This is a genomic window from Leucobacter sp. WKLB1 (assembly GCF_059696215.1).
Window position 1 is genome coordinate 2,022,237 of the sequence record NZ_AP046115.1, and the last position, 22,605, is coordinate 2,044,841.

The following is a 22,605-nucleotide window of genomic DNA, read 5'->3' on the forward strand; positions in this document are numbered from 1 at the left end:
GACCATCATTCCGAGCGTGGATGAACCAGAAGTGTCTCGCCTGCGACCCCGGGGTGAACGGAATCGTTCACCCGCGCGGCCGCTACCCGTCTCACTCGTCGCTGAGCACGAACTCGGCGCGCACCCCCAGGTGGTCACTCGCTCCGAGGCGCTCGGTCGACGACGCGGTCGCGGTGAGGCCGCGCGTGAGCACGTGATCGAGGCGGGTCACCGGAAACTCCTCGGGCCAGGAGAACCCGAAGCCACCGGTCGTCTGCCGAGGCTCGGACAGCAGTGCGGCGATCGGGGCGAACGCGCGATCGTCGGTGCCGGCGTTGAAGTCGCCGACGGCGAGAATGCGGGCGCTCCCGTCTGCCCGCACCGTGTCGGCGAGTTCGGCGAGCATGCGATCCCGCGGCCCGTGCTCCCCGATGCGCGCCGAAGCGGCGTGCACGACATACACTTCGACGTCTCCGCCGGGCGCCGCGACCGTTGCGCGCAGCGCACGATTCCAGCCCAGCCCGAGATCGAGTGGTTCATCGGCGGTAATCGGGTATGCACTCCACAGCGACACGGACCCCGCTCGCGAGAGATAGGGGTACCGCTCGGCGAGCACCGCGTCGACCGCATCGCGCGAGCCGCCGTCGAGCTCCTGAAATGCGATGAGGTCGGGAGCTGCGTCGAGCGCTGCCTGCGCCGTGCCCGCCGGGTCGCCGACGGCACCGTGCAGATTCTGGCTGATCACGCTGAGCGTGCGCTCCCCCGCTGCGGCGCTCGCGGCGGCGTCTGCGGAGACGCTGAGCGGCAGCATGCGCGGCACGAAGACGACGCACCACGCGATCGCTGCGGCGATGGCCACGACGACGGCAAGAGAGCGGCGGCGCACCAGCGCGGCGATCAGCATGAGCGCAATGACGATCCCGAACCAGGGCAGCACGGCCTCGACCGCGATCGCCACACCAAGCGCATCCGGGAGAAGGTGCGGCACGGAGACCATCACACCGAGTACGCCTGCGAGCGCAGCCAGAATGATGCCCGGCCGTCGCCGGCGTGCGTCGTCGTTCATGGCTGCTCCCTCCGCCCGGATCTCGGCGCGAAGCTCCCGATGCTACCAACGCGGCACAGGCAGTTCCTGGGGAGATGCGGAATGCCTGCCCCACGCCGAGTTTGCTGATCTGCTGCCCGACTGTTAGGGTTCCCGTGGTCAGCACGACCCCGAACCCAAGCGAGGTGAGCCCGATGTCCAGTGACAGTAATAGTCAGCAGCCGGGCTCCGCGCTCCGGTTCTCGCACGCACGATAACGGCACGTACTCCTCCGAGCACATCCCGCCGTTCCCTGCGAGGCTCCGCGTCTGCCCGGCTCCCATCCAGTCGCCCGACTCTGTTCGGGCGCCAAGGCGCATTTCTGCGCCCGAGCCGAAGGAGTTCTCATGACCACTCAGCCGATCCCCACCATCGATGACCGCTTCGCCGAGATCATCACGCATCTCGACGGCACCGACCTGCCCGCGCTGACGCACGACCTCACGTCGGTCTCAGCCGCGGAGCTCGTTCCGATGTTCGAACGTCTCGACCTGCGCCAGCGCGCAGTGCTGTTCCGCCTCCTGCCGAAGCCCCGCGCGATCGAGGTGTTCGAAGCGCTGCCGCCTTCATTGCAGGGTGATCTGCTCGACGGGCTGCAGAATGCCGAGGTGAGTCGGCTCTTCGCGGAGCTCGATCCCGACGACCGGTTGTGGCTGCTCGACGAGGTACCGTCGGTGCTCGCGACCCAGCTGCTGCGCGGGCTGCCCGCAGAGGATCGCGCGCTCACCGCATCCCTGCTCGGGTATCCGCAGGGCAGCGTCGGGCGACGCATGACCCCGGAGTACGTGTCGACGCGCGCCACGCTGACGGTCTCGGAAACCCTCCAGCTCGTGCAAGCGCACATCGATGACGCGGAGACCGTCTACACGATTCCGGTGCTCGACGGCACCCGCACGGTCGTCGGCGTGGTCAGCCTGCGCGAGTTGCTCGCGGCGCAGCCTGACGCCATCATTTCGGACCTGATGCGCCCCGTGCACACCGCTGCGGCGACCGAGTCCGATGAGACGGCCGCGCGCCGCTGCGCCGATCTCTCGCTGCTCGCGCTGCCGATCGTCGACAGTGAGGAGCGCCTCGTCGGCATGCTCACGATCGACGACGCGATCCGCATCCTCGAGAACGTGGAGAGCGAGGACGCCGCGCGTCAGGGCGGCTCCGAGCCGCTGCGCCGCCCGTACCTCTCGACCCCGGTACGCACGCTGGTGCGCTCGCGTGTGGTCTGGCTGCTCGTGCTCGCGGTGGGCGCGACACTCACGGTGCAGGTCCTCGAGATCTTCGAAGCGACGATCGAGCAGGTCACCGTACTCGCCCTGTTCGTGCCCCTGCTGATCGGCACGGGCGGCAACACCGGCAACCAAGCCGCGACCACCGTCACCCGCGCGCTCGCGCTCGGCGACGTGCGACCGCGCGATATCTTCCGCGTGCTCGCGCGGGAGCTCCGCACCGGGGCACTGCTCGGGCTGCTGCTCGGAGCGTTGGGGTTCGGGATCGCCGGGACGCTCTATTCCCTGCCCATCGGGGCCGTGATCGGGCTCACGCTGCTCGCCGTCTGCACGGTGGCCGCCGTGGTCGGCGGCTGTATGCCGCTGCTCGCACGCGCCGTGCGGGTCGACCCCGCGGTGTTCTCGAACCCGTTCATCTCGACCTTCGTCGACGCCACGGGTCTGCTCGTGTACTTCGGCATCGCCTCGGCGGTGCTGCGGCTCTAAGCCAGCCGCAGCACCGCCGAGGGCGGCAGGATTACCAGCCCTCGGTGAGCACGCGGTCGAGCGCCGACACCACGAAGTCGGCGCTCTCCGCGGTGAGGCAGAGCGGCGGCTTCACCTTCAGCACGTTCGACCGCTCCGAGGTCGTCAGCACGACGACGCCCAGTTCCTTGAGCCGCTCGCAGATCGCCGCAGCTTCGGCCTTCGCCGGTTCGAAAGTGTCGCGATCCCGCACCAGCTCGACCCCGAGATACAGGCCCTCGCCGTGCACGGGGCCGATGATGTCGTGCTGCTCGGCCAGCTCACGGAACCCGTTCGCCAGGCGCTCGCCGACGACGCGCGCGTTCTCTTGCAGACCTTCCTCGGCCATCGCGTCGAGCACGGCGATGCCGACGCGGCAGCTCAGCGGGTTGCCGCCGGCCGACGAGAAGAACTGGCCCTGGCTCGCCAACGCGTCTGCGACGCGCTTCGACGTAATGACGCCGCCGATCGGGAATCCATTGCCCATGGGCTTCGCAATCGTGATGATGTCGGGCACCGCCCCCGACTGCTCGAAGCCCCAGAAGCTCAACCCCATACGCCCGAAGCCGACCTGCACCTCGTCGGCGATGCACAGGCCACCGGCGGCACGCACGCACGCGTAGGCATCGACGAGATACCCTTCGGGCAGCAGCACCCCACCCGCATTGCCGAGCACCGACTCGCAGATGAACGCGGCAATGTCTCGGCCTTCGGTCGACAACTCGTCGAGGTCTCGACCGAGATCCGCGGCGTAGGCGGCGCCTGTGCCATCGCCCCGATGCGTGCCGCGGAACCGGTTGGGCACGTCGGCGACATGCACCCAATCGGGGCGGTTCTCGAGCGCATACGGATTGTCGTAGGCGCTCGTCGTCACCGCATCGGAAGCCATGGTCCAGCCATGGTAGGCCTCGCGCAGCGCGACGACGGTCTTGCGGCCGGTCGCCGCCTGCGCAAGTCGGAGGGCGAGATCGACTGCCTCGGAGCCGCTGTTGACGAGGAGCACCGTATCGAGACCCGAGCCCTCAGGCACGAGTTCGAGCAACCGTTCGCTGTACTCGGCAAGCTCGCGATAGAGGAAGCGCGAGTTGGTGTTGAGCACGCGGATTTGCCGGTTCACCGCATCGGCGACGCCGGGGTGTCCGTGACCGAGCCCCGTGACGTTGTTCACGATGTCGATGTACGTGCGGCCCGTCGTGTCGACGAGGTGGTGGCGCCAGCCGCGCTCGATCTGCATCGGTCGCTCGTAGTAGCGCTCCTGCGCACTAGCGAAGATCTGCTCGCGACGCTGCAGTTCGTCACTGGCCTCGTCGCGCTGAGCGAGACGAGGCAGTCCCAGAACCAGCGCCGCGTCATGGGTGAAACGGCTCCAGGCGGGCACCCGCTCGGGAGCCACGAGTGGCGCGCGACCCGGTTCTGGTTCGGCCACCACGAGGATGGGCGGTTCGGCCCCGTCGAGCGCATCGCTGCGACACAGGGTCACGGCCAGCGCCCGGGGTTCCTGAGACGCGGCGAAACGCGCAAGGAGCGCCCCGGCGGCAACCTCGTCGCCCGCCTCGAGCGACGCTGCGACACCGTCGATTGCGAGAAACCAGCCGCCGTCGAGTTCGAGCAGCAGGCCTTGCTCGGTCGCGACCGCGACGGTCCCTGAGACCGGGGCAGCCACGTCGAGCGCGCCTCCGCCGTTGACCCAGATCTCCGTCGCGATCGGCCAGGTCGCCGCAGCCTCGCTCGTGTCGATGGTTGCGCGAGTCAGGCGGTACACGCCGTAGGGCAGCACCGCGGCGGCGTTTCCGGCGCCCAGCGCCGCGGCGACCAAGCTCGCCTCCGCGTCGGGCTCGAGCCACGTGCCTGACCCGAGTGCTTCGGATTCGACGCTCGGATCCACGGTTTCGACGTCTCCGTCGAGACCCGGCAGGAGCGCCTGCAGCGGGGCGCCCGCCACCGCCTGCGGCAGCGCCATGAGCTGCAGTCCGCTCCCCTGCGCGACGCCCTGGAACCCGAGACGCGCCAGCACCTGCTCCGTCGCTTCGGCGAGCGGCACCGAGGTCGCCGCGTCGAAGATGGCCTGCTCACCGGCGATGCGGTCACGGGCGTAGTCGTTGTCGCCGTCGATCTGCAGCTGGCGCCACCCGCTCGCGACGAGCAGCGCGGCCCGCAGCACGACGAGCGGCCACACGGCGCGCGCCTCGGCAGCCGACAGCGGTGCGTCGCGATGGAACGCGGCGATCGTGTCGAGCAACCGCAGCGGCCGCTCGGGCTCGTGGTGCAGCAGTGAGCTCGCCGTGACCGAGAGCTCGGCGACGCGCCAGCCGTACGAGAGGTCGCCGAGGTCGAGCACGGTCGACGGGTGCACGCGCGAGTCGTCGCCGCGCACGCCTGTCACGTTATCGTCGGTGAGGTCGCCGTGGATCGCCTGCACCGGCAGCGCGTCGACGAGTGGCGCCAGCGCTTCGTCAGCCGCAGTCGCGGCGAGCACCACGCGCTCGTGCAGGTCTTCGTCGGTAATCGCGTCGACCAGCTTCGAAGTCTCGGCGAACGCCACGCGCATGTCCCACATGTGCTCGCGGTCGAGCCCGGGGTGCCGCAGCTCGGCGAGCGCGTTCGCCGAGGCGGCGGCCAATGCCCCGAACTCCTCGAGCACGACCGGCGCAAAGTAGCCGAGGTCGACCATCGGCTCGCCCGCGGCGAACTCGCTGCGCCGCACGGCGAAGCCGCCCCAGCGCTGCGTCAAGTCGCCGTTCAGCCCCGGAAGCACCGCTGCTGGCCGTACGCCCGCAGCGCGATAGGCGTCGATTGCCGCGTGCTGCGCGTCACGCGCGTCATCGGCGAAAATCGGGTTGTCGATGCGCAGTACGCTGCGGGTGCCGTCGGCGGCGGTCAGCGCGAAGTTGCGATCTTGGTTGCTGCCGAGTTCTGCGGCCGTCACCTCGATTCCGTAGCAGTCGCGGGCAATCGTTACGGCGTCGGCCTCGGTCACAGCGGGTCGCACCAATCCACCCGGTGATGATTCAGTCATCGCGTGGTCTCCATCTCTGATGTCGATGATGTCACTCGTGTGTTGGGTGCTCCATCGCGGTGCGGCGCGGGTGCGCGTGCGGTGCGGGGCACTCGGGCTCGGGCCATGGGGCCGCACAAGCCGACGTCGAAGTTCGTGGGTGTCGCGGGCGATGACCTCCGCTACCCGGCGAGCGCCTGAATGGCGGGGGCCAGCGCCGTGAAGGCACGGGTACGGTGCGAGTGCGCGTCTTTCTCCGTGCTCGTCAGTTCTGCGGCGGATCGCGTCTCGCCCTCCGGCTGGAAGATCGGGTCGTATCCGAACCCGTGCTCCCCCGCGGGTTCGCGCAGTACGCTCCCCTTCCACACGCCGAGCTCGCACACATCGCCGTCGCGCGATGCACCGGGCAGGGCAAGCGCTGCAGCGCACACGAATCCGCCGGCGCGAAACTCATCGGCGATGTCAGTCAGCTGCCAGAGCAGCAGGTCGACGTTCGCACGATCGTTGCGAGCCGGGCCGCCCCAGCGCGCCGAGAAGATGCCCGGGCAGCCGCCCAGCACGTCGACCGCGATGCCCGAATCATCGGCGATGGCCGGGAGCCCCGTGTGCGCGGCGGCTGCGCGCGCCTTGATGAACGCGTTCTCCTCGAAGCTGAGGCCGTTCTCGACCGGTTCGGGTCCGTCATAACCGATGAGCTCGATACCCGGGATCAGCGGGCCGAGAATGCGCCGCAGCTCCTCGAGCTTGTGCGCGTTGTGCGAGGCGAGCACGACGGTCGTCATCTCAGCGTCCTTCCGCCAGCGCCGCGCGCTGCAGCTCGGAGAGTTCGGTCGTGCTGACGAGCGCGAGATCGAGCAGCGCATCGAGTTCGTCGCGCTTGAACGGTGCGCCCTCGGCGGTACCCTGCACCTCGACGAAGTCGCCGGAGCCGGTCACCACCACGTTCATGTCGGTCTCCGCACGCGAATCCTCGACATAGGCGAGGTCAGACAGCGGTACCCCGTCGACGATACCGACCGAGATTGCCGCGACGCTGTCGGTGAGCGGCTTCGCCTTCTTCGCGATGAACCCGCGCTCGCGCGCCCACTCGAGCGCGTCGACGAGGGCGACATACGCGCCCGTGATCGACGCCGTGCGAGTACCGCCATCGGCTTGCAGCACGTCGCAGTCGATGACGATCGTGTTCTCGCCGAGCGCCTTCGTGTCGATGACGGCGCGCAGGCTGCGCCCGATGAGGCGCGAGATCTCGTGCGTGCGCCCGCCGACCTTGCCCTTGATCGACTCGCGCTGCATGCGCTCGTTCGTCGATCGAGGCAGCATCGAGTACTCGGCGGTCACCCAGCCGGTGCCCTTACCCGCGAGCCAGCGCGGAACCCCCGGAGTGAACGACGCCGTGCAGAGCACCTTCGTGTCGCCGAACGAGATCAGCGCGCTACCCTCCGCCTGCGCGCTCCACCCCCGCTCAATGGTCACGGGGCGGGTCTGCTGCGGGGTGCGCCCGTCGGCGCGGAGGGTCTCAGTCATTTGGGGCTCCCGGGGGTTCAGGCGGATCGGATACGTGGGTAAGGTCTGGCGCGGCTGCCGAGTTCGGCAGGCGAATCGCGCCGGTTTCGAGTCGGTCGACGGCGTCGATGCCGATCCCGAGCATGCGCCTCGCGAGCTCGACGAATGCAGCGGTATCGGGCCCGGTCGCCTCGTAGCGCAGCTCGGGCTCACCCGACCCGGTCGGGCGCAGCAGCCCGCGATCGGTGAGCACCTGGAAGACCTCGTTCGCGGTCTCGATGTCGCTCGACACGAGGGCCACATCGGCACCGACGACCTGGCGGATCGCACCGCGCAGGAACGGGTAGTGCGTGCACCCGAGCACGAGGGTGTCGATGCCCTCGGCGACGAGCGGCGCCAGGTACTGCTCAGCGACTTCGTGCACCCGAGCACCGCTCGTTTCACCCGATTCGACGAGTTCGACGAACTGCGGGCACGCGGCGGAGGTGAGGGCGATCTCGGGACGCATGGCGAAGAGGTCGTCGTAGGCGCGCGACTGAATCGTGCCCTGCGTGCCGATGAGCCCGACACGTCGGTTGCGGGTGATCGATGCGGCGCTGCGCACAGTCGGGCCGATGACCTCGACCACGGGAACGTCGTATCGCTCACGGGCGTCGCGCAGCACGGCGGCCGACGCGGTGTTGCAGGCGATCACGAGCATCTTCACGCCCTGATCGACCAGCCCGTCGAGTATTTCGAGCGCGAAGCGCCGCACCTCGGCAATCGGCCGGGGCCCGTACGGGGTGCGTGCGGTGTCGCCGACGTAGATCATGGACTCGCCGGGCAGCTGGTCTCGAATCGCGCGGGCGACCGTCAACCCGCCGACTCCGGAGTCGAACACCCCGATGGGCGCGAACGCGTCAGAAGCTTGCGAACTCACTCGACCAGACTACCCGAGGGGCGTCGAAGCCGGTGCGGGGGCCGAGTCTCCGAGCGCGGCGAGTTTGATCCAGGTGTGCCGATGCAACTCGGTCAGACCCGCGCTCGCGATACCCGCGTAGTGCGCTTTCGCCCCGTACCCCTTGTTCGACGCCCAGGAGTACTCCGGGTGCGCCTCATCGGCGTCACGCATCAGAGCGTCGCGCGCCACCTTCGCCCGCACCGACGCTGCTGCGACACTCGCGCAATCACGATCGGCGCCCACGCGGGTGCGCACGTCGAGCGGGGCGCGCAGCACGCCCGACAGCCAGTCGTGCGATCCGTCGAGCAGGATCACCGCACGTTCAACCGGCACACCCGTCGAGCGCAGCTCGAGCAGCGCGCGCCGCGCGGCATGGCCCAGCATCGCGGTGATGCCCTGAGCATCGATTTCTTCGGCGCTGGCGAAGCCGACGGCCCCGTTGCCCCAGTCGCGCACGAGCGGAGCGAGCGCGTCGCGCCGCTTCTCGCTGAGCAATTTGGAGTCGCGCAGCCCGTCAGGAAATTCGTCGGTACCCGCCGTGACCGCATGCACGCCGACGGCGACCGGTCCGGCGATCGCGCCTCGACCGACCTCATCGATACCGATAACGATCTCGGCGCCCTCGGCAAAGTATTCGTGCTCGACGTCGAGGGTGGGATCTTTCGACCGCGTCGCGGCAGCCTCGCCCGCCACCGGCTATTTCGCTTTCGCCGCGTCGACGCCGGTGAACGTGCCTTCGGGAGTGCCGAGCCAGGCGAAGTGGTTGAGCGGCCAGTTCAGCACGAAGGCACGACCGACGACCTCATCATCAGGCACGAAGCCCTTGCCCGGCTGGTCTTGGTTGTATCGCGAGTCCTTGCTCTGATAACGGTTGTCGCCCATGACCCAGAGCGATCCCTCGGGAACAGTGACGTCGAAGTCGATCGCCGACGCCCGCTCTTCGCCCTCGGGCTTCACGATGTAGGGCTCGTCAATCGGCACCCCGTTGACCATCACACGGCCCTGGGCGTCGCAGCATTCGACGCGGTCGCCACCGATGCCGATGACGCGCTTCACCACGTACTCGTTACTCGTGTCGGCGGCGAGACCAACCGACTGCAGCACGCGTTCGAAGCCCTGCGGAGGCTCAGTGCTGCGCGGGTACAGCCACCCGCCCGGATCTTTGAAGACCACGATGTCGCCGCGCTGCACGGGCACGAGATCGGGAACGAGCTGATTCACCAGGATGCGATCGTCGATCTGCAGCGTGTTCTCCATCGATTCCGACGGAATGAAGAAGCTGCGCACGAGGAACGTCTTCAGCAGGAACGACACGAGGAACGCGACGACCAGAATGACGAGCAGGTCGCGGAGAAAACCGACGACACCTCCCCGCCGGGTTCGACGCGTTGAGGTCGATGCCTCGGCTTCACTCATGTGGGTGCCCCTGTCGATGGGTGTGGTGCTGCGGTGGTGCGGATGCTCGTGTCTCCCCTACCGGTGAGACACTTCAGGCTCCCACCCTATTGCCGGGGGGAGCCTGAGAGCGTATCGGCATGCCGTGGACATGCCGTGAGTGAAGCGTTCGATTAGAAGCGCTTCTCCTTGATCTTCGCCTTCTTGCCGGTGAGGCCGCGCAGGTAGTAGAGCTTGGCGCGACGCACGTCACCGCGCGTGACGACCTCGATCTTGTCGATCGCGGGCGAGTGCACGGGGAACTTGCGCTCCACGCCGACCTGGAAGCTGATCTTGCGAACGGTGAAGGTCTCGCGAACACCCTCGCCGTGGCGGGAGATCACGATGCCCTGGAACACCTGAACACGCGAGCGGTTGCCCTCGATGATGTTCACGTGCACCTTGACGGTGTCACCGGCACGGAACTCAGGGATGTCGCTCTTGAGCGACGCGGCATCGACGTGGTCGAGCTTCTGCATGGTTGTCTACTCTCTGCGCCCGCCGCAAGTCGGAACGCGGATATCGAAAAAGTACTGAGGTGTTCGGCTCACGGTTCGTGCGGACCCTCGCGGCAGTGCCGCACCGTGGCACAAGGATCAATTATGCCACACTTCGGGAGCCCGACGCACCGTCTGCCTGCACATCCTCACGCAATCGGCCCACCACCCGGTGCCTCGCGACAACGAAGCCCGCATTTCGCGATACCTCGAGCAGTTCAAGGTCGAGCCTTCGGGGCAGCAGCGGCCGGCCCGCGCCCAGGGTCACTGGGGCAATGGAGGTGAGTACTTCATCCAGTGCGCCGAGGTCGGCGAACTGCCCGGCCAGGTCGCCGCCGCCGACCACCCAGAGATCGCGCTCCCCCGCCGCCGCGCGCAGTTCTTCGAGCGCGTCGGCGATACTGCCCCGCCGAAATCGCACGTCGGGCGCGCCGCTGTGACTGGTTCGGCTCGGCAGCGGCAGTTCACGCGTCGTGAACACAAATGCGGGCAGGTCGTACCCCCACTCGCCGTTCTCGTGCGCCAGCACCCACTCGTACGTGGTCGAGCCCATCACGATCGCGCCGACGCCCTGCAGAAACGTGGAGTAGTCGCCGAGTCCCCCCTCTTCTTGGTCTTGGCGCAACAGCCAATCGAGCGAGTCATCGGGATCGGCAAGGAACCCGTCGAGGGTCGTCGCGGTATAGAAGATCGTGCGGGTCATGTGCGGCTCGTTTCACGGGAATGCGGGGTGTTCAGGGCGCTTCCAGTGTGACTCAGACCACCGACATTGAAGGCGGTTCACCCGACTGCGTCAGGACTGGCAGCCACGCGCGCGCATCACGCAGCGCGCTGCACGGATGCCGAGACGGCATCCGGGGCTGCATGAACGGCCAGAAATGGCCGTTCACCTGACTGCGTCAGGACTGGCAGCCCGGGCACCAGTAGAGTTTGCGGGCTCCGAACTCCTCGAGCACGATATTCGTGCCGCATCGTTTGCAGGGCGTGCCCTCAAGCTTGTACACCGAGTGCCGCTCGTCGCGCTCCTCGAGCGCTCGCTGATATGCCTCGCCGGTCAGCCCGTCGATCGTGATCATCTGGCCCACTGTGATGCCGATCTGCAGCAGGTGCGCCCAGTCATCCCACAGCGATTCGAGCACCGTACGGTCGATCGCGTTCGCAGGCGTGTGCGGGTTCAACTCTGCACGGAACAGCATCTCGGCCCGGTACACGTTGCCGATTCCCGCGATCACCGACTGATCCATGAGCACCAGACCGATGGGCGTCTTCTTACGCAGTGCTCGCGCGACGAAACGCTCCCGCTCTTCAGGGGTGTTCGCATTCGCCGGGTCGGGACCGAGCTTCAATACTACCGCGTCGACCTCCGCAGGAGTGAGCACCTCGCACGCGGTGGGGCCGCGCAGGTCGGCGCACACCCGATCGTTCAGCAGACGCACACGCACCTGACCGACCGGCTCGGGTGGAAACTCTGCAGAGGCATCAGATGCGCGATCCGACTCGGCCATGCGCACCCGACTGCGGCGGGGCGCCCCGATCGAGGCCACCGAGTCCTCGGCATCACGGTCGAGGGGCCGGGCCTGATCGGGACTCGAGTACTCACCGGTCTGACCCAATTTGGAGTGCCCCGGGGTCTGGCCGTGGATCTGAATCGACGCGTCGACCCGCACATCTCCGGCGAAGTCCCAGGCGCCATAGATGCCGAGATGCACGCGCAGCCAGTGCCCGCCAGCGAACTCGAGGAACATCTGCTTGCCGACGGCGCGCGCGTCGGTCATCTCGCGGCCGTTCAACAATGCGGCGCCCTGAGCGAATCGCCCTTGGGGGCTCGTCACCTCAGGGGCGGAACCGACGAAATTGACCGCGAACTGCCGGGCAATGCGGTGTACGGAGTGGCCCTCGGGCATTAGAGGCTGTCGACCTGCTTGCCGACGATCTCACCGGTGCGCTCGTACTCGCCGAGCTGCCCGATGCGTCGCACGTGACGTTCGTCTCCGGGGAACGGCGTCGAGATGAACAGCTCAATGAATCGAATCGCGTCGGCGACCTCGTGCTGGCGCGCGCCGATCGAGATGACGTTAGCGTTGTTGTGCTCACGCGCGAGCGTCGCCGTCGATTCGTTCCACACGAGCGCAGCGCGAATGCCCTCAACCTTGTTCGCTGCCATCTGCTCGCCGTTACCCGACCCGCCAAAGACGACACCCAGCGCGTCGACGCCTGCTCGCTCGTCGCGAGCGACGCCGACGGCGGCGTTGATGCAGAACGACGGGTAGTCGTCGAGTGCGTCGTACTCGGCAGGCCCGTGATCGATGACTTCGTGCCCCAGCTCGCTCAAGTGGTGCTGCAACTGCTGGCTGAACTCGAGCCCGGCGTGGTCCGTGGCGACGTGAATACGCATGGGGTCAATGCTACCGGTGCGCGGGAGCTCAGCGACCCCGCGCACCGGCGACACGAGTCAGAACTGGGGCCCCTGGGTGCGACCGCGCTTCAGCTCGTAGAATCCCGGCACGCTGGCGGCCGCAACGATGCCGTCCCAGAGCGTGAGCGCCTGCTCGCCCTGCGGCGCCGGGGTGACAACGGGACCGAAGAAGGCCACGCCGTCGACCGAGATCACAGGCACCCCGACATCGGGCCCCGCGATCTCGAGGGCGTGCGCCGTGTTGCCGCGCACCTCGGCGTCGTACTGCTCATCGTCGGCGGCTGCGGCGAACGCCGCATCCAGGCCGAGCGCGGCAAGTGCATCGGTCAGGATGGCGTCGAAATCCTCACGACCGCCCGGGTGAATCGCGGTACCGAACTCCGTGTAGAGTTTGCCGACCGTCTCGGTGCCGTGCTCGCGACCGACGGCGACGGCGACGCGACCCAAGCGATGGCCGTGACGCATCGCCTCATCGTACGGCCCGGGCTCATTGCCCTCGTTGATCACCTTCAGGCTCACCGGATGCCAGACGACGTCGAAGCCGCGCTGCTCAGCGACATTCGACACCCATCGACTCGTCATCCAGCACCACGGGCAAATCGGGTCGAACCAGAATTCGACGGACGGCTGCGCTGACGGCGATGCGGTTTCGGTGCTCATGCGGCTCAGCCTACTCGCGCGCCGGCGGGCACCGGGAAGAGTTGTTCGATGCGTTCGCGCTGGGCGTGATCGGGGCGCCACCGCTCCCCTGCCCGGGCGTTCTGTCGCACCTGCTCCGGAGTCGTGGCCCCGGCGATGACGCTTGTGACGGGCGCATGATCGAGCAACCAGCCGAACGTTGCTTCCAGCATCGTGACGCCCCATTCGGCGCAGTGCGCCCGATAGGCATCGAGCGCGTCCCAGTCGGCCTGTTCGGCGACGTGGGGGCGTTGCCGCATGATGCGACTGTCGGCAGGAAATCGCGTGCGAGCGAATTTACCGGTCAGCAAGCCATTGGCGAGCGGGAAGAATGGGAGAAACCCGAGGCCGAGATCGCGGGCCGCGGGCACAACGTCTCGGTCGGCGTCGCGCTGCACGAGACTCAGCTCGTTTTGCGCCGAGACGAACGCGCCGGTGCCGAGTTCACTCGCGGCTTCAGCGGCGAGACGCATCTCGTCAGCGCTGAAGTTCGAGTGCCCGAACGCGCGAATCTTGCCTTCCCTTACCAGCTCGTCAAGTGCCGCGACGGTGACCGAAATAGGTGTCGTCGGGTCGGGCACATGCAGTTGATAGAGATCAATGCGGTCGGTCTGCAGGCGGCGCAGCGATCCTTCAACCGACGCACGAATGAACTCCCGTGAGCCGCGAGCACCGGCATAGGGGGCGTCGGCGTCGGGGTGCCCGAACTTCGTGGCGAGCACGACCTCGTCACGCCTGGAGCCGAAAGCACGCCCCATCATCTCCTCACTGCGCCCGAAGGCGTACCCGTAGAGATCTGCGGTGTCGAACAGGGTGATGCCTGCGTCGATCGCGGAGCCGATCACCGCGTCGGTGCCGATTTGCGTCTCGGTCGCGGCGCCCGGCCGCCCGAAGTTGTTGCAGCCGAGGCCGACGGTCGAGACGAACAGGTCAGAGACACCGAGCTGGCGTTGCATGGCTCCCACTGTAGAGGAGCAACGTGAGGCTGCGGCGCGCGGTCGCACACGGGTGTCGGCGCCGACACCGACGGCGGCCGCATGAATTCTTCAAACGCGCGTCACGATTCGCACCTGGACCCGTATTACGAGTGACCAGCGGGCGTTGCACGAGCCCCGTGAATACCGAACGAAGGAAGTTCCATGCACGCCACAGCTGATGCCACGCCCATGCAGACCACTCGCCGCACCCCCGGAAAGGCAGCGGTGGCGATGCGCCGGCTCATCGAATGGGCCGTGTGCGAGCGCGGCGACATCGTCTTCACGATCGCCTGAGCCGCGTCGTTCCGAGCGGGATGATAGGCGCCGGGCCTAGGCTGGGCGCATCACGTATTCCCGATCGTCAGGAGCTTCAGTGCCAGGAACGAACCTCACCCGTGCGGAGGCGCAGGAGCGCGCCGCAGTCGTCTCGACGAATCGCTACGAGGTCGCCCTCGATCTCACGACCGGCGCGCAGAATTTCGCCGCCGTCACCACGATTCATTTCAGCGGCACCGCCGGGGCGTCCACGTTCATCGACCTCATCGCGGACTCAGTGGAGCGCGTCGAGTTGAACGGTGCCGCGCTCGACCCGGCCGAGGTCTTTGCCGATTCGCGTATCCAGTTGCCCGGTCTCGCCGCCGAGAACGTGCTCAGGATCGCCTCGACGCAGCGCTACACCAACACGGGTGAGGGGCTGCACCGCTTCGTCGATCCCGCCGACGGTGAGGTCTACCTCTACTCGCAGTTCGAGGTGCCCGACTCGCGCCGCATGTTCCCGGTCTTCGAGCAGCCCGATCTCAAGGCTACGTTCGCGTTCACCATCACCGCGCCCGCGCGCTGGCACGTCGTCAGCAACCAACCGACCCCCGAGCCCGCCGATGCCGGCGTCAAGGCCGCCGCGCAGGGCGAAGACTGGGCGGAGCAGGCCATCGCGACCTGGGCATTCGAGCCGACGCCTGTCATGTCGAGCTACATCACGGCCCTCATCGCCGGCCCGTACCACGTCGTCCGTTCCGAGCTCACGAGCCGCGACGGTCGCACCATTCCGCTCGGCGTCTTCTGCCGCGAGTCGCTCGCACCGCACCTCGATGCCGACTACATCTTCGATAAGACGCGCGAGGGCTTCGAGTTCTTCGAAGAGCAATTCGACTACGCCTACCCGTTCGACAAGTACGACCAGTTGTTCGTGCCCGAATACAACATGGGTGCGATGGAGAATGTCGGCGCGGTCACCTTCACCGAGGCGTACGTCTTCCGCAGCCAGGTGACCGACGCGATGCGCGAGCGTCGCGTCGTCACGATCCTGCACGAACTCGCGCACATGTGGTTCGGCGACCTGGTGACGATGCGGTGGTGGAACGACCTGTGGCTCAACGAATCGTTCGCCGAGTACATGTCGACGCTCGGTGTCGCCGAGGCGACCGAGTGGACCGAGTGCTGGACGACGTTCGTCGCTTCGGAGAAGTCATGGGCGTACCGGCAGGATCAGCTGCCCTCCACGCACCCGATCGTCGCCCCGATCCGTGACCTCGAAGACGTGCTCGTCAACTTCGACGGCATCACGTACGCGAAGGGCGCGTCGGTGCTCAAGCAGCTCGTCGCCTGGGTGGGTCGCGAGCCCTTCATGCAGGGCGTGCACGACTACTTCGTGAAGCACCATCACTCGAATACCGAGCTGCCCGACCTGCTCACGGAGCTCGAAGCCCGCAGCGGCCGCGACCTCACCGGCTGGTCGAAGCTGTGGCTCGAGACCGCGGGCGTCAACACGCTGCGCCCGGAGTTCGAGCTCGATGCAGACGGCCGCTACGCCCGCTTCGCCATCGCGCAGTCGGCGATCGCCGAGTACCCCACGATCCGCCCGCATCGCATCGCCGTCGGACTTTACGAGGTCGAGGGCGGCGTGCTGCGCCGCACGCAACGCATCGAACTCGACGTGGATGGCGAGCGCACCGACGTCGCCGAACTGGTCGGCGTGGCGCAGCCCGCGCTCCTGCTGCTGAACGACGACGATCTGACCTACGCGAAGATCCGCCTCGACGAGCGCTCGCTCGACACGGCTGCGGCGCACCTGGGCAGCGCCGAGGATTCGCTCGCACGCGCGCTGCTCTGGGGCACGTTCTGGGATGCGACGCGAGACGGCGAGTTTCCAGCGAGCCGGTTCATCGACATCGTGCTGGCGCACATCGGCCGCGAGGCGGCATCGACCACGCTGCGCACCCTGCTCGGCCAGCTGCTGCTCTCGGCGGCGAGCTATGTGGCTCGCGATCGACGCGAGGCGACCGGGGCAAAGGTCGCGGATGCGCTGTGGGAGCTCGCGGCGAACGCCGAGGCTGGCTCCGATCGACAGTTCCAGTTCGTGAAGTCGTTCGCGCAGGCTGCCACGAGCGCCGCACAGCTCGACATCGTGCAGGCTCTGCTCGACGGCGACCGTTCGCTCGACGGGCTGGCGATCGACACCGACCTCGGGTGGGAGCTGCTCTATTCGCTCGCCGCGGGCGGCCGCGCCACCGACGCGCAGATCGATGCGCGTCTCGCGGAAGACCGCACGGCGAACGGTAATCAGTCGGCCGCGCACGCGCGTGCTGCGCTTCCGACGGCGGATGACAAGGCACGCGCCTGGAGTTCGGTGTTCGACGATGCCGACAAGCCGAACGCGATCGTCCGCGCGACCGCCGCAGGGTTCACGCACGCGCACGACCTCGCCGTGCTCGAGCCGTACGTCGAGCGCTTCTTTGCCGCGCTGCTGCCGATCTGGGAGTCGCGCAGCTACGCGATCGCCGAGGAACTCGTCGAGGGCTTCTACCCGGCGGAGCTGGCAAGCGAAGCCCTTGCGCAGGCGACCCGTGCATGGCTCGAAGCGAACGGTGAAGCCCCGGCGGCCCTGCGCCGCATGGTCTCGGAGCACCTTTCGGGTGTCGAGCGCGCGCTGCGCGTGCAGGCGGCCGACCAGGAGGCCTAAATGGATGGCGACGGTGTCGAGGAGGCAGTCGGGAACGCGTTTCACGACTTCCTGACCACCTATCAGGTGCCGCTCACGATCGCGCTCATCGTGATCGTGGCGGTGCTTCTGAATTGGCTGCTGCGCAAGCTCCTGATGCGCACCGTCACGCACGTGGTGCGCGGGGTGAAGAAGGCGCAAGACGTCGACACGACGTCTGAGATGCGCGCGGCGCCCTACGTGAGCGCACGCGCCGTGCAGCGCACGCGCACCCTCGGCACCGTCGGCCGCGCAGTGATCACCTGGGCGATCGTGGTCATCGCGCTGATCCTGATCCTCAGCCAGCTCAACGTCGATCTGGGCGCGCTGCTCACCTCTGCGGGCATCGTCGCCGCCGGGCTCGCTTTCGGGGCTCAGAACATCGTGAAAGACATCTTGAATGGCGTCTTCATGGTGTTCGAGGATCAGCTCGGGGTCGGGGACGTCGTCACCATCGGCGCCGTCAGCGGCACCGTCGAAGACGTCGGCATCCGCGTGACACAGGTGCGCGCGATCGATGGCACGCTCTGGTTCATTCGCAATGGCGAGATCCTCACCCTGGGCAACGCCTCGCAAGGGTGGGGCCAGGCCGTCATCGACGTGACCGTTGACGCCCGGCAAGATCTCGCGCACGTCACCGAGGTCACCCTCGATGCGGCGAAAGAGCTGCTGCGTTCCGAGCGCTACGCCCGCAAGGTCACCGGTTCGCCCGAACTGCTCGGCCTCGAAAGCATTTATGGCGACCGCGCGACGCTGCGGCTCACCGTGCGCACGCGGCCCGAAGCGCAGTGGGAGGTGCAACGCGGCATTCGCGCAGAACTGCGCCGCAAGTTCCGCGAGCACGACATCACCCTGGCAGACGAGCTGCCGAAGCCGCCCGGAGGCGCAGCATGACCAGCATTCCGTCGATCCCAGGCAGTTCCAGCGCTCACCCAGCAGCGAACTTGCCGCAGGCCGCGCCAACGGCGCCCGCGAAACTCACGCTGCGTTCGGGCGAGCAAGGAAACGCGGTGACCGACACCGTGTGGTCCCAGGTCGGCGGCACCCCCACCTTCGAGATCATCGCCGAGGCGTTCTACCGCGGGGTGCGCACCGACGAGGTACTCGCCCCGATGTATCCCGATGACGACTGGGAGGGTGCCACCTGGCGCCTGCGCGCATTTCTCGAACAGTACTGGGGCGGACCGACGACCTACTCCGAACAACGCGGCCACCCGCGACTGCGCATGCGGCACCAGCCGTTCGCGGTCACCCCGGATGCACGCGAGCGCTGGCTGCGCCATATGCACGCGGCGCTCGACGAGGCCGCACTGCCACCGATGCACGACGCCGCATTCCGCGACTACGTGGAGCGCGCCGCGACCGCGATGGTGAACCGCTTCGAATAGGCTTCCGACGACCAAGATGTTTCGCGTCGCGTCACTCGAAATCCGGAAGCCCGGCTTACTAGACTGCTGGCATGAGCCTGCATCTCACCGACGATCCTGCAGCCGATGAGCTGCTGACGAACAATCCACTCGCGCTCCTCATCGGCATGCTGCTCGATCAGCAGATCGCCATGGAGGTCGCGTTCGTCGGCCCACTCAAGATTCAGCAGCGCGTGGGTGACGTCGATGCGCGTACCATCGCGGCGACCGACCCCGAGGTGTTCCTCGAAGCGTTCAAGCAGACGCCCGCGGTGCACCGGTTTCCCGGCTCGATGGCGACGCGCGTGCAGACGCTCTGCCAGACGCTGGTCGACGAGTGGGGCGGCGACGCCGCGGCGATCTGGACCGAGGGCGATCCTGACGGCAAGACCGTACTGAAGCGTCTCAAGGCCCTTCCCGGTTTCGGCGAGCAGAAGGCCAAGATCTTCCTCGCCTTGATCGGCAAGCAGCTCGGCTTCTCGGGCGCGGGGTGGCGTGAAGCCGCCGGCGCCTATGGCGAAGAGGGGTCACGACGCAGCGTCGCCGACATCACCTCGCCGGAAACGCTGCTCGAGGTGCGTGAGACGAAGCGTGCCGCGAAAGCGGCAGCGAAACAGGGGCGCACGGCATGATCCGCGATTCGGTCCGGCGCCGAGAAGCAGAGCCGATGTGCTGATGCCCGATCCACTCGCGCTCAACGGCGCAACGACATTCACGCAATCGGCCGAACGCGTCGTCGCCTACCTGCGCGAACATACTCCGCTCACCGACTGGTCGGTCTCACGCGTCGCGAACGGCGAGCAGATCCACGTGCACGTGCAGCATGACCAAGTGCTCTCAGTGGGCGACCGTGTCGACTGGAGCGAATCGTTCTGCAGTCGAATGTCGAACGGCGCCGCTCACGTGGTTCGCGATTCCCGCGCCGACCCCGATTACGCCGATCTCACCGCAGCGGCCGACGTAGGCGCGTACGCCGGATACACGATCCGCGATGACAATGGCGACCTGTTCGGTGTGCTCTGCGGGGTGCGGCCTGAACCCTTGCGCATCGAAGAGACCGTCGATGAAGAGCTGGTGCGACTGCTCAGCGAGCTGCTCTCGACGCAGCTCGAGCTTTCGCGCAACATCGACCGTGAGCGTCGCAGCATCGCCATCGCCGACGCGCTCGCGCACTCCGATGCGCTCACCGGGGTGCTGAATCGTCGAGGTTGGGATCGGGTCGTCGCCGACGCGCAGGAGCGCGTCGATGCCTTCGGCGATCCAGTCTCGATTGCGATCATCGATCTCAACGGACTCAAAGTCGTGAACGACCGCGACGGCCATGCCGCCGGCGACCGACTGATCGCGCGAGCCGCCGAAGCGTTGCAGGCTGCGGCATCGCCCGCGCACCGCGTCGCCCGCATCGGTGGCGATGAATTCGCGATTCTGGCGAACGGCGTCACGACGCATCAGTTGCCCGCACACTTTCAACGTTTCAGCGATGCGCTGAACACGGCGGGAGTCTCCGCATCACTCGGTTGCGCCCCTGCGGTGCCGGGCGTCGCGACGGTCTTGGAGGCGATCTCGACCGCAGACGCGGAGATGTACGCCCAGAAGCACGCGGTGCGTATCTGATCAAGCGAGCGAGGCCACGGCCCCCAGTCACAACAGTGCACGGTGCGTTGGTGGGCTCCCTGATCGGTGTACGCTCGTAGGGCTGCCCCCGTAGCTCAGTGGATAGAGCAACGGCCTTCTAATCCGTTGGTCGCAGGTTCGAATCCTGCCGGGGGCACCCACGAACAACGCGCCCGCACCCCGTCGATTTGAGGGGTGCGAGCGCGTTTTCTGCAGGCTCGAGCTAGCCGCGCGCGAGGTGCTTCGGCCGCTCGAGGAAGAGCACCGCGACGACGCCGACGAGCATCACGATCGCGGGGAGCAACAGCGTCTGCGACATCGCGTCGGAGAATCCGGGCACGATCTGTGCGGGCAGCTGCCCGCCACCGATACCGCCCGCCGCGTCAGCCGCCCCGGGCAGGTTCGCTTCGAGGCGCGACTGGATGAACGCCGCGATCGCCGCCGAGCCGATCGCCGATCCGATGGTGCGGGTCGTGTTGTAGATACCGGCCCCGGCTCCGGCCTGGCGCGGGTCGAGGTTGCGCGTCGCCGTGGTGGCGAGCGGGCCCCACATGCCGGCGTTGCCGACACCGATAAGGAACGACGGCAGCAGGTAGACCCAGATCGGAGTGTCGGCGTTCATGAGCGCCGAGTACCAGAACAACGCACCCGAGACGAGCAGTAGACCGGGGACGAGCAGGAAGCGGGCGTCGATGCGATCGAGCAGCCGACCGACGAGTGGCGAGAGCACTCCCGCAGCAACCGCCGTCGGTACCATGAGCAGTGCCGACTGCGTGGGCGTGAGGCCGCGTGCGAGCTGAATGAAGAACATCATCGGCAGCGTCATGCTGGTGACGACGAAACCCACCACTGAGATGCCGATGTTCGCGATCGAGAAATTGCGATCGCTGAAGAGTCGCAGCGGCACCAGGGGCTCGCTGCGGGTCTTCGCCTGCTGCCAGATGAAGAGGCCCATGACCGCCACGCCGGCAGCGATGGTGCCCCAGATCCATGCAACCCAGTCGTACTTCTCGCCTTCCTGGAGACCGAACACGATGAGGAACAGCGAGACCGCCGAGAGGAAGACGCCGAACAGATCAAACTTGTGCTCGTGGGTGTCGAGCTGCGGCACGAGGATCGCGGCGAGCACGAAGCCGATGATGCCGACCGGCAGGTTGACGAAGAAGATCCACTCCCAGCCGAGGCCGTCGACGAGCAGGCCGCCGGCGAGCGGGCCGACGAGTAGCGCGACACCTGAGGTGGCACCCCACAGGCCCATGGCCGCTCCGCGCTGAGCAGGCGGGAAGGTGCGGGTAATCACGGCCATGGTCTGCGGTGTCATGAGCGACGCACCGATGCCCTGCACCGCACGGAAGACGATGAGCCACTCGAGCGAGCCTGAGAGCCCGCACCCCAGTGAGGCGAGTGTAAAGATGACGAGGCCAACGAGGTAAACGTTCTTCGGCCCGAAGCGGTCGCCCAGGCGGCCGGTGATCAAGAGGGGCACGGCGTACGCCAGCAGGTAGGCGCTGGTCACCCATACAACGTTGTCGAGGTTGTTGGTGTTGGGGTCGAGTGCCGCTTTGATCGCGGGGTTGGCGACCGAAACGATCGTCGTATCGACGAGGATCATGAAGAAGCCGATGATCATCGCCCAGAGCGCGGGCCAGGGGCTGCGCGGTGCGGTGTGCGACGCGCCGGTCGCTGCCGCGGGGGTCGCTGCGCTGGAGGTATCGGTCATTGCCGTGCTGCCTTTCGGAGTTGCAAGTAGTGCTCAGTCTGTGGTGAGGCGCCAGGGCCCCAGGGGAATGCGGGATCGGCCAGACGCTGCAACAGCGTCTGCAACCACTGCAGGTCAGCGTGTCTCATTGCGGCCGTTCGCTCGATCTCGATCACGTACTGCATCGGTGCGTGCGCTGCCGTCGCCGCATCGAGCGCCTGCTCGGCTCGGGTCAGACTTTCGGCGAGTGCGGTCTGCCGCTGGGTGAGCAGCATCAGGGTGTCTTCGCGCGAGAGGTTGTGCGCTTCGGCGAGCGCCACTCGGAAGTCGGTCGCCCGATCCACCCGCGGCAGCTGCTCGCGCACCCACGCCACCATTGCCGCGTCGCCGCGTTCGGTCAGCGAGTAAGTCGTGCGCTCGGGGCGGTTGCCGTCTCGGTCCACCCCGATCTCTTCGAGGAGCGCGTGCTCAAGCAGTCGCGCGACCGTGTGGTACAGCGTGCCGTTCGTCACTTTCAACAGTCGATCGCGCTCGCGAGCTCGCAGCAGCCGCATCATTTCGTAGGGGTGCATGTCGCCCTCGCGCAGCAGCGCGAGGAGCATCACGCCGAGCGGCGTCAGCTTCGGATTCGTCATCATCCCCCTATTGGTCCACATGGAATATACCACTTGGAACAGCAAGC

22 protein-coding genes and 1 tRNA gene are annotated in these 22,605 nt (G+C 67.4%); 8 read left to right on the plus strand and 15 right to left on the minus strand.

Annotated elements, in window-relative coordinates; translation table 11 throughout:
• Positions 1 to 91 precede the first annotated feature (91 nt).
• Complete coding sequence (locus ACZF5Y_RS09180) at positions 92 to 1,045, minus strand: endonuclease/exonuclease/phosphatase family protein (RefSeq protein ID WP_497532342.1); 954 nt, start codon at positions 1,043 to 1,045, stop codon at positions 92 to 94.
• Positions 1,046 to 1,410: 365 nt separating this feature from the next.
• On the opposite strand from ACZF5Y_RS09180, the gene mgtE reads away from it, so the two are divergent.
• Positions 1,411 to 2,769 (plus strand): magnesium transporter, encoded by a 1,359-nt coding sequence (mgtE, locus tag ACZF5Y_RS09185; protein ID WP_497532343.1) that lies wholly within the window; start codon positions 1,411 to 1,413, stop codon positions 2,767 to 2,769.
• 31 nt (positions 2,770 to 2,800) lie between these two features.
• Here mgtE and ACZF5Y_RS09190 read toward each other — a convergent pair whose 3' ends face one another.
• From ACZF5Y_RS09190 to ACZF5Y_RS09245, 12 genes are all read right to left on the minus strand, one after another.
• The gene (locus ACZF5Y_RS09190) at positions 2,801 to 5,803 is read right to left on the minus strand and encodes an aminotransferase (RefSeq protein ID WP_497532344.1); all 3,003 of its coding nucleotides are present in this window, start codon (positions 5,801 to 5,803) and stop codon (positions 2,801 to 2,803) included.
• Positions 5,804 to 5,964: 161 nt separating this feature from the next.
• Positions 5,965 to 6,564 (minus strand): non-canonical purine NTP pyrophosphatase, encoded by a 600-nt coding sequence (locus ACZF5Y_RS09195; protein WP_497532345.1) that lies wholly within the window; start codon positions 6,562 to 6,564, stop codon positions 5,965 to 5,967.
• 1 nt (position 6,565) lies between these two features.
• Positions 6,566 to 7,306 carry a ribonuclease PH gene (gene rph, locus ACZF5Y_RS09200; protein ID WP_497532346.1) on the minus strand — a complete coding sequence of 247 codons (741 nt, stop codon included), beginning with the start codon at positions 7,304 to 7,306 and terminating at the stop codon, positions 6,566 to 6,568.
• Complete coding sequence (gene murI, locus ACZF5Y_RS09205; protein ID WP_497532347.1) at positions 7,299 to 8,204, minus strand: glutamate racemase; 906 nt, start codon at positions 8,202 to 8,204, stop codon at positions 7,299 to 7,301. Before murI ends, rph begins: the two co-directional genes overlap by 8 nt.
• Before the next feature lie 9 nt (positions 8,205 to 8,213).
• Positions 8,214 to 8,918, minus strand: a complete 705-nt coding sequence (gene rnhB / locus ACZF5Y_RS09210) for a ribonuclease HII (protein ID WP_497532348.1) — start codon at positions 8,916 to 8,918, stop codon at positions 8,214 to 8,216.
• 3 nt (positions 8,919 to 8,921) lie between these two features.
• Positions 8,922 to 9,641, minus strand: coding sequence for a signal peptidase I (lepB, locus tag ACZF5Y_RS09215; RefSeq protein ID WP_497532349.1), 720 nt, complete (start codon positions 9,639 to 9,641; stop codon positions 8,922 to 8,924).
• A gap of 152 nt (positions 9,642 to 9,793) precedes the next feature.
• Complete coding sequence (gene rplS / locus ACZF5Y_RS09220; protein WP_053353259.1) at positions 9,794 to 10,138, minus strand: 50S ribosomal protein L19; 345 nt, start codon at positions 10,136 to 10,138, stop codon at positions 9,794 to 9,796.
• A 121-nt stretch (positions 10,139 to 10,259) separates the two neighbouring features.
• Positions 10,260 to 10,859 carry a dihydrofolate reductase family protein gene (locus ACZF5Y_RS09225; RefSeq protein WP_497532350.1) on the minus strand — a complete coding sequence of 200 codons (600 nt, stop codon included), beginning with the start codon at positions 10,857 to 10,859 and terminating at the stop codon, positions 10,260 to 10,262.
• 196 nt (positions 10,860 to 11,055) lie between these two features.
• Entirely contained in the window at positions 11,056 to 12,060 is a 1,005-nt protein-coding gene (locus ACZF5Y_RS09230) for an Fpg/Nei family DNA glycosylase (RefSeq protein ID WP_497532352.1), read from the minus strand.
• The gene (locus ACZF5Y_RS09235) at positions 12,060 to 12,551 is read right to left on the minus strand and encodes a ribose-5-phosphate isomerase (RefSeq protein WP_497532354.1); all 492 of its coding nucleotides are present in this window, start codon (positions 12,549 to 12,551) and stop codon (positions 12,060 to 12,062) included. The genes ACZF5Y_RS09230 and ACZF5Y_RS09235 overlap by 1 nt, the downstream gene beginning before the upstream one ends.
• A gap of 57 nt (positions 12,552 to 12,608) precedes the next feature.
• Positions 12,609 to 13,232: a mycothiol-dependent nitroreductase Rv2466c family protein gene (locus ACZF5Y_RS09240; protein ID WP_497532355.1), complete on the minus strand. Its 624-nt coding sequence runs from the start codon at positions 13,230 to 13,232 to the stop codon at positions 12,609 to 12,611.
• Between the two features lie 5 nt (positions 13,233 to 13,237).
• Positions 13,238 to 14,206, minus strand: coding sequence for an aldo/keto reductase (locus ACZF5Y_RS09245; RefSeq protein ID WP_497532356.1), 969 nt, complete (start codon positions 14,204 to 14,206; stop codon positions 13,238 to 13,240).
• Between the two features lie 183 nt (positions 14,207 to 14,389).
• Here ACZF5Y_RS09245 and ACZF5Y_RS09250 point away from each other — a divergent pair, with 183 nt between their 5' ends.
• The 7 genes from ACZF5Y_RS09250 (at position 14,390) to ACZF5Y_RS09280 (ending at position 20,381) form a co-directional block, all read left to right on the plus strand.
• On the plus strand, positions 14,390 to 14,521 hold the full coding sequence (locus ACZF5Y_RS09250) for a hypothetical protein (RefSeq protein WP_497532357.1): 132 nt from the start codon (positions 14,390 to 14,392) through the stop codon (positions 14,519 to 14,521).
• A gap of 79 nt (positions 14,522 to 14,600) precedes the next feature.
• Positions 14,601 to 17,186, plus strand: a complete 2,586-nt coding sequence (gene pepN, locus ACZF5Y_RS09255) for an aminopeptidase N (protein ID WP_497532358.1) — start codon at positions 14,601 to 14,603, stop codon at positions 17,184 to 17,186.
• Entirely contained in the window at positions 17,187 to 18,098 is a 912-nt protein-coding gene (locus tag ACZF5Y_RS09260; protein ID WP_497532359.1) for a mechanosensitive ion channel family protein, read from the plus strand.
• Positions 18,095 to 18,592 (plus strand): globin, encoded by a 498-nt coding sequence (locus ACZF5Y_RS09265; RefSeq protein WP_497532360.1) that lies wholly within the window; start codon positions 18,095 to 18,097, stop codon positions 18,590 to 18,592. The genes ACZF5Y_RS09260 and ACZF5Y_RS09265 overlap by 4 nt, the downstream gene beginning before the upstream one ends.
• Before the next feature lie 71 nt (positions 18,593 to 18,663).
• On the plus strand, positions 18,664 to 19,242 hold the full coding sequence (locus tag ACZF5Y_RS09270; protein WP_497532361.1) for an HhH-GPD-type base excision DNA repair protein: 579 nt from the start codon (positions 18,664 to 18,666) through the stop codon (positions 19,240 to 19,242).
• 43 nt (positions 19,243 to 19,285) lie between these two features.
• Positions 19,286 to 20,224, plus strand: coding sequence for a GGDEF domain-containing protein (locus tag ACZF5Y_RS09275; protein ID WP_497532362.1), 939 nt, complete (start codon positions 19,286 to 19,288; stop codon positions 20,222 to 20,224).
• A gap of 84 nt (positions 20,225 to 20,308) precedes the next feature.
• Positions 20,309 to 20,381 (plus strand) — tRNA-Arg (locus tag ACZF5Y_RS09280).
• A gap of 66 nt (positions 20,382 to 20,447) precedes the next feature.
• On the opposite strand, the gene ACZF5Y_RS09285 is transcribed toward ACZF5Y_RS09280, so the two are convergent.
• Entirely contained in the window at positions 20,448 to 21,944 is a 1,497-nt protein-coding gene (locus tag ACZF5Y_RS09285) for a DHA2 family efflux MFS transporter permease subunit (RefSeq protein ID WP_497532363.1), read from the minus strand.
• Complete coding sequence (locus ACZF5Y_RS09290) at positions 21,941 to 22,558, minus strand: PadR family transcriptional regulator (protein ID WP_497532364.1); 618 nt, start codon at positions 22,556 to 22,558, stop codon at positions 21,941 to 21,943. The genes ACZF5Y_RS09285 and ACZF5Y_RS09290 overlap by 4 nt, the downstream gene beginning before the upstream one ends.
• Between the last annotated feature and the right edge of the window lie 47 nt (positions 22,559 to 22,605).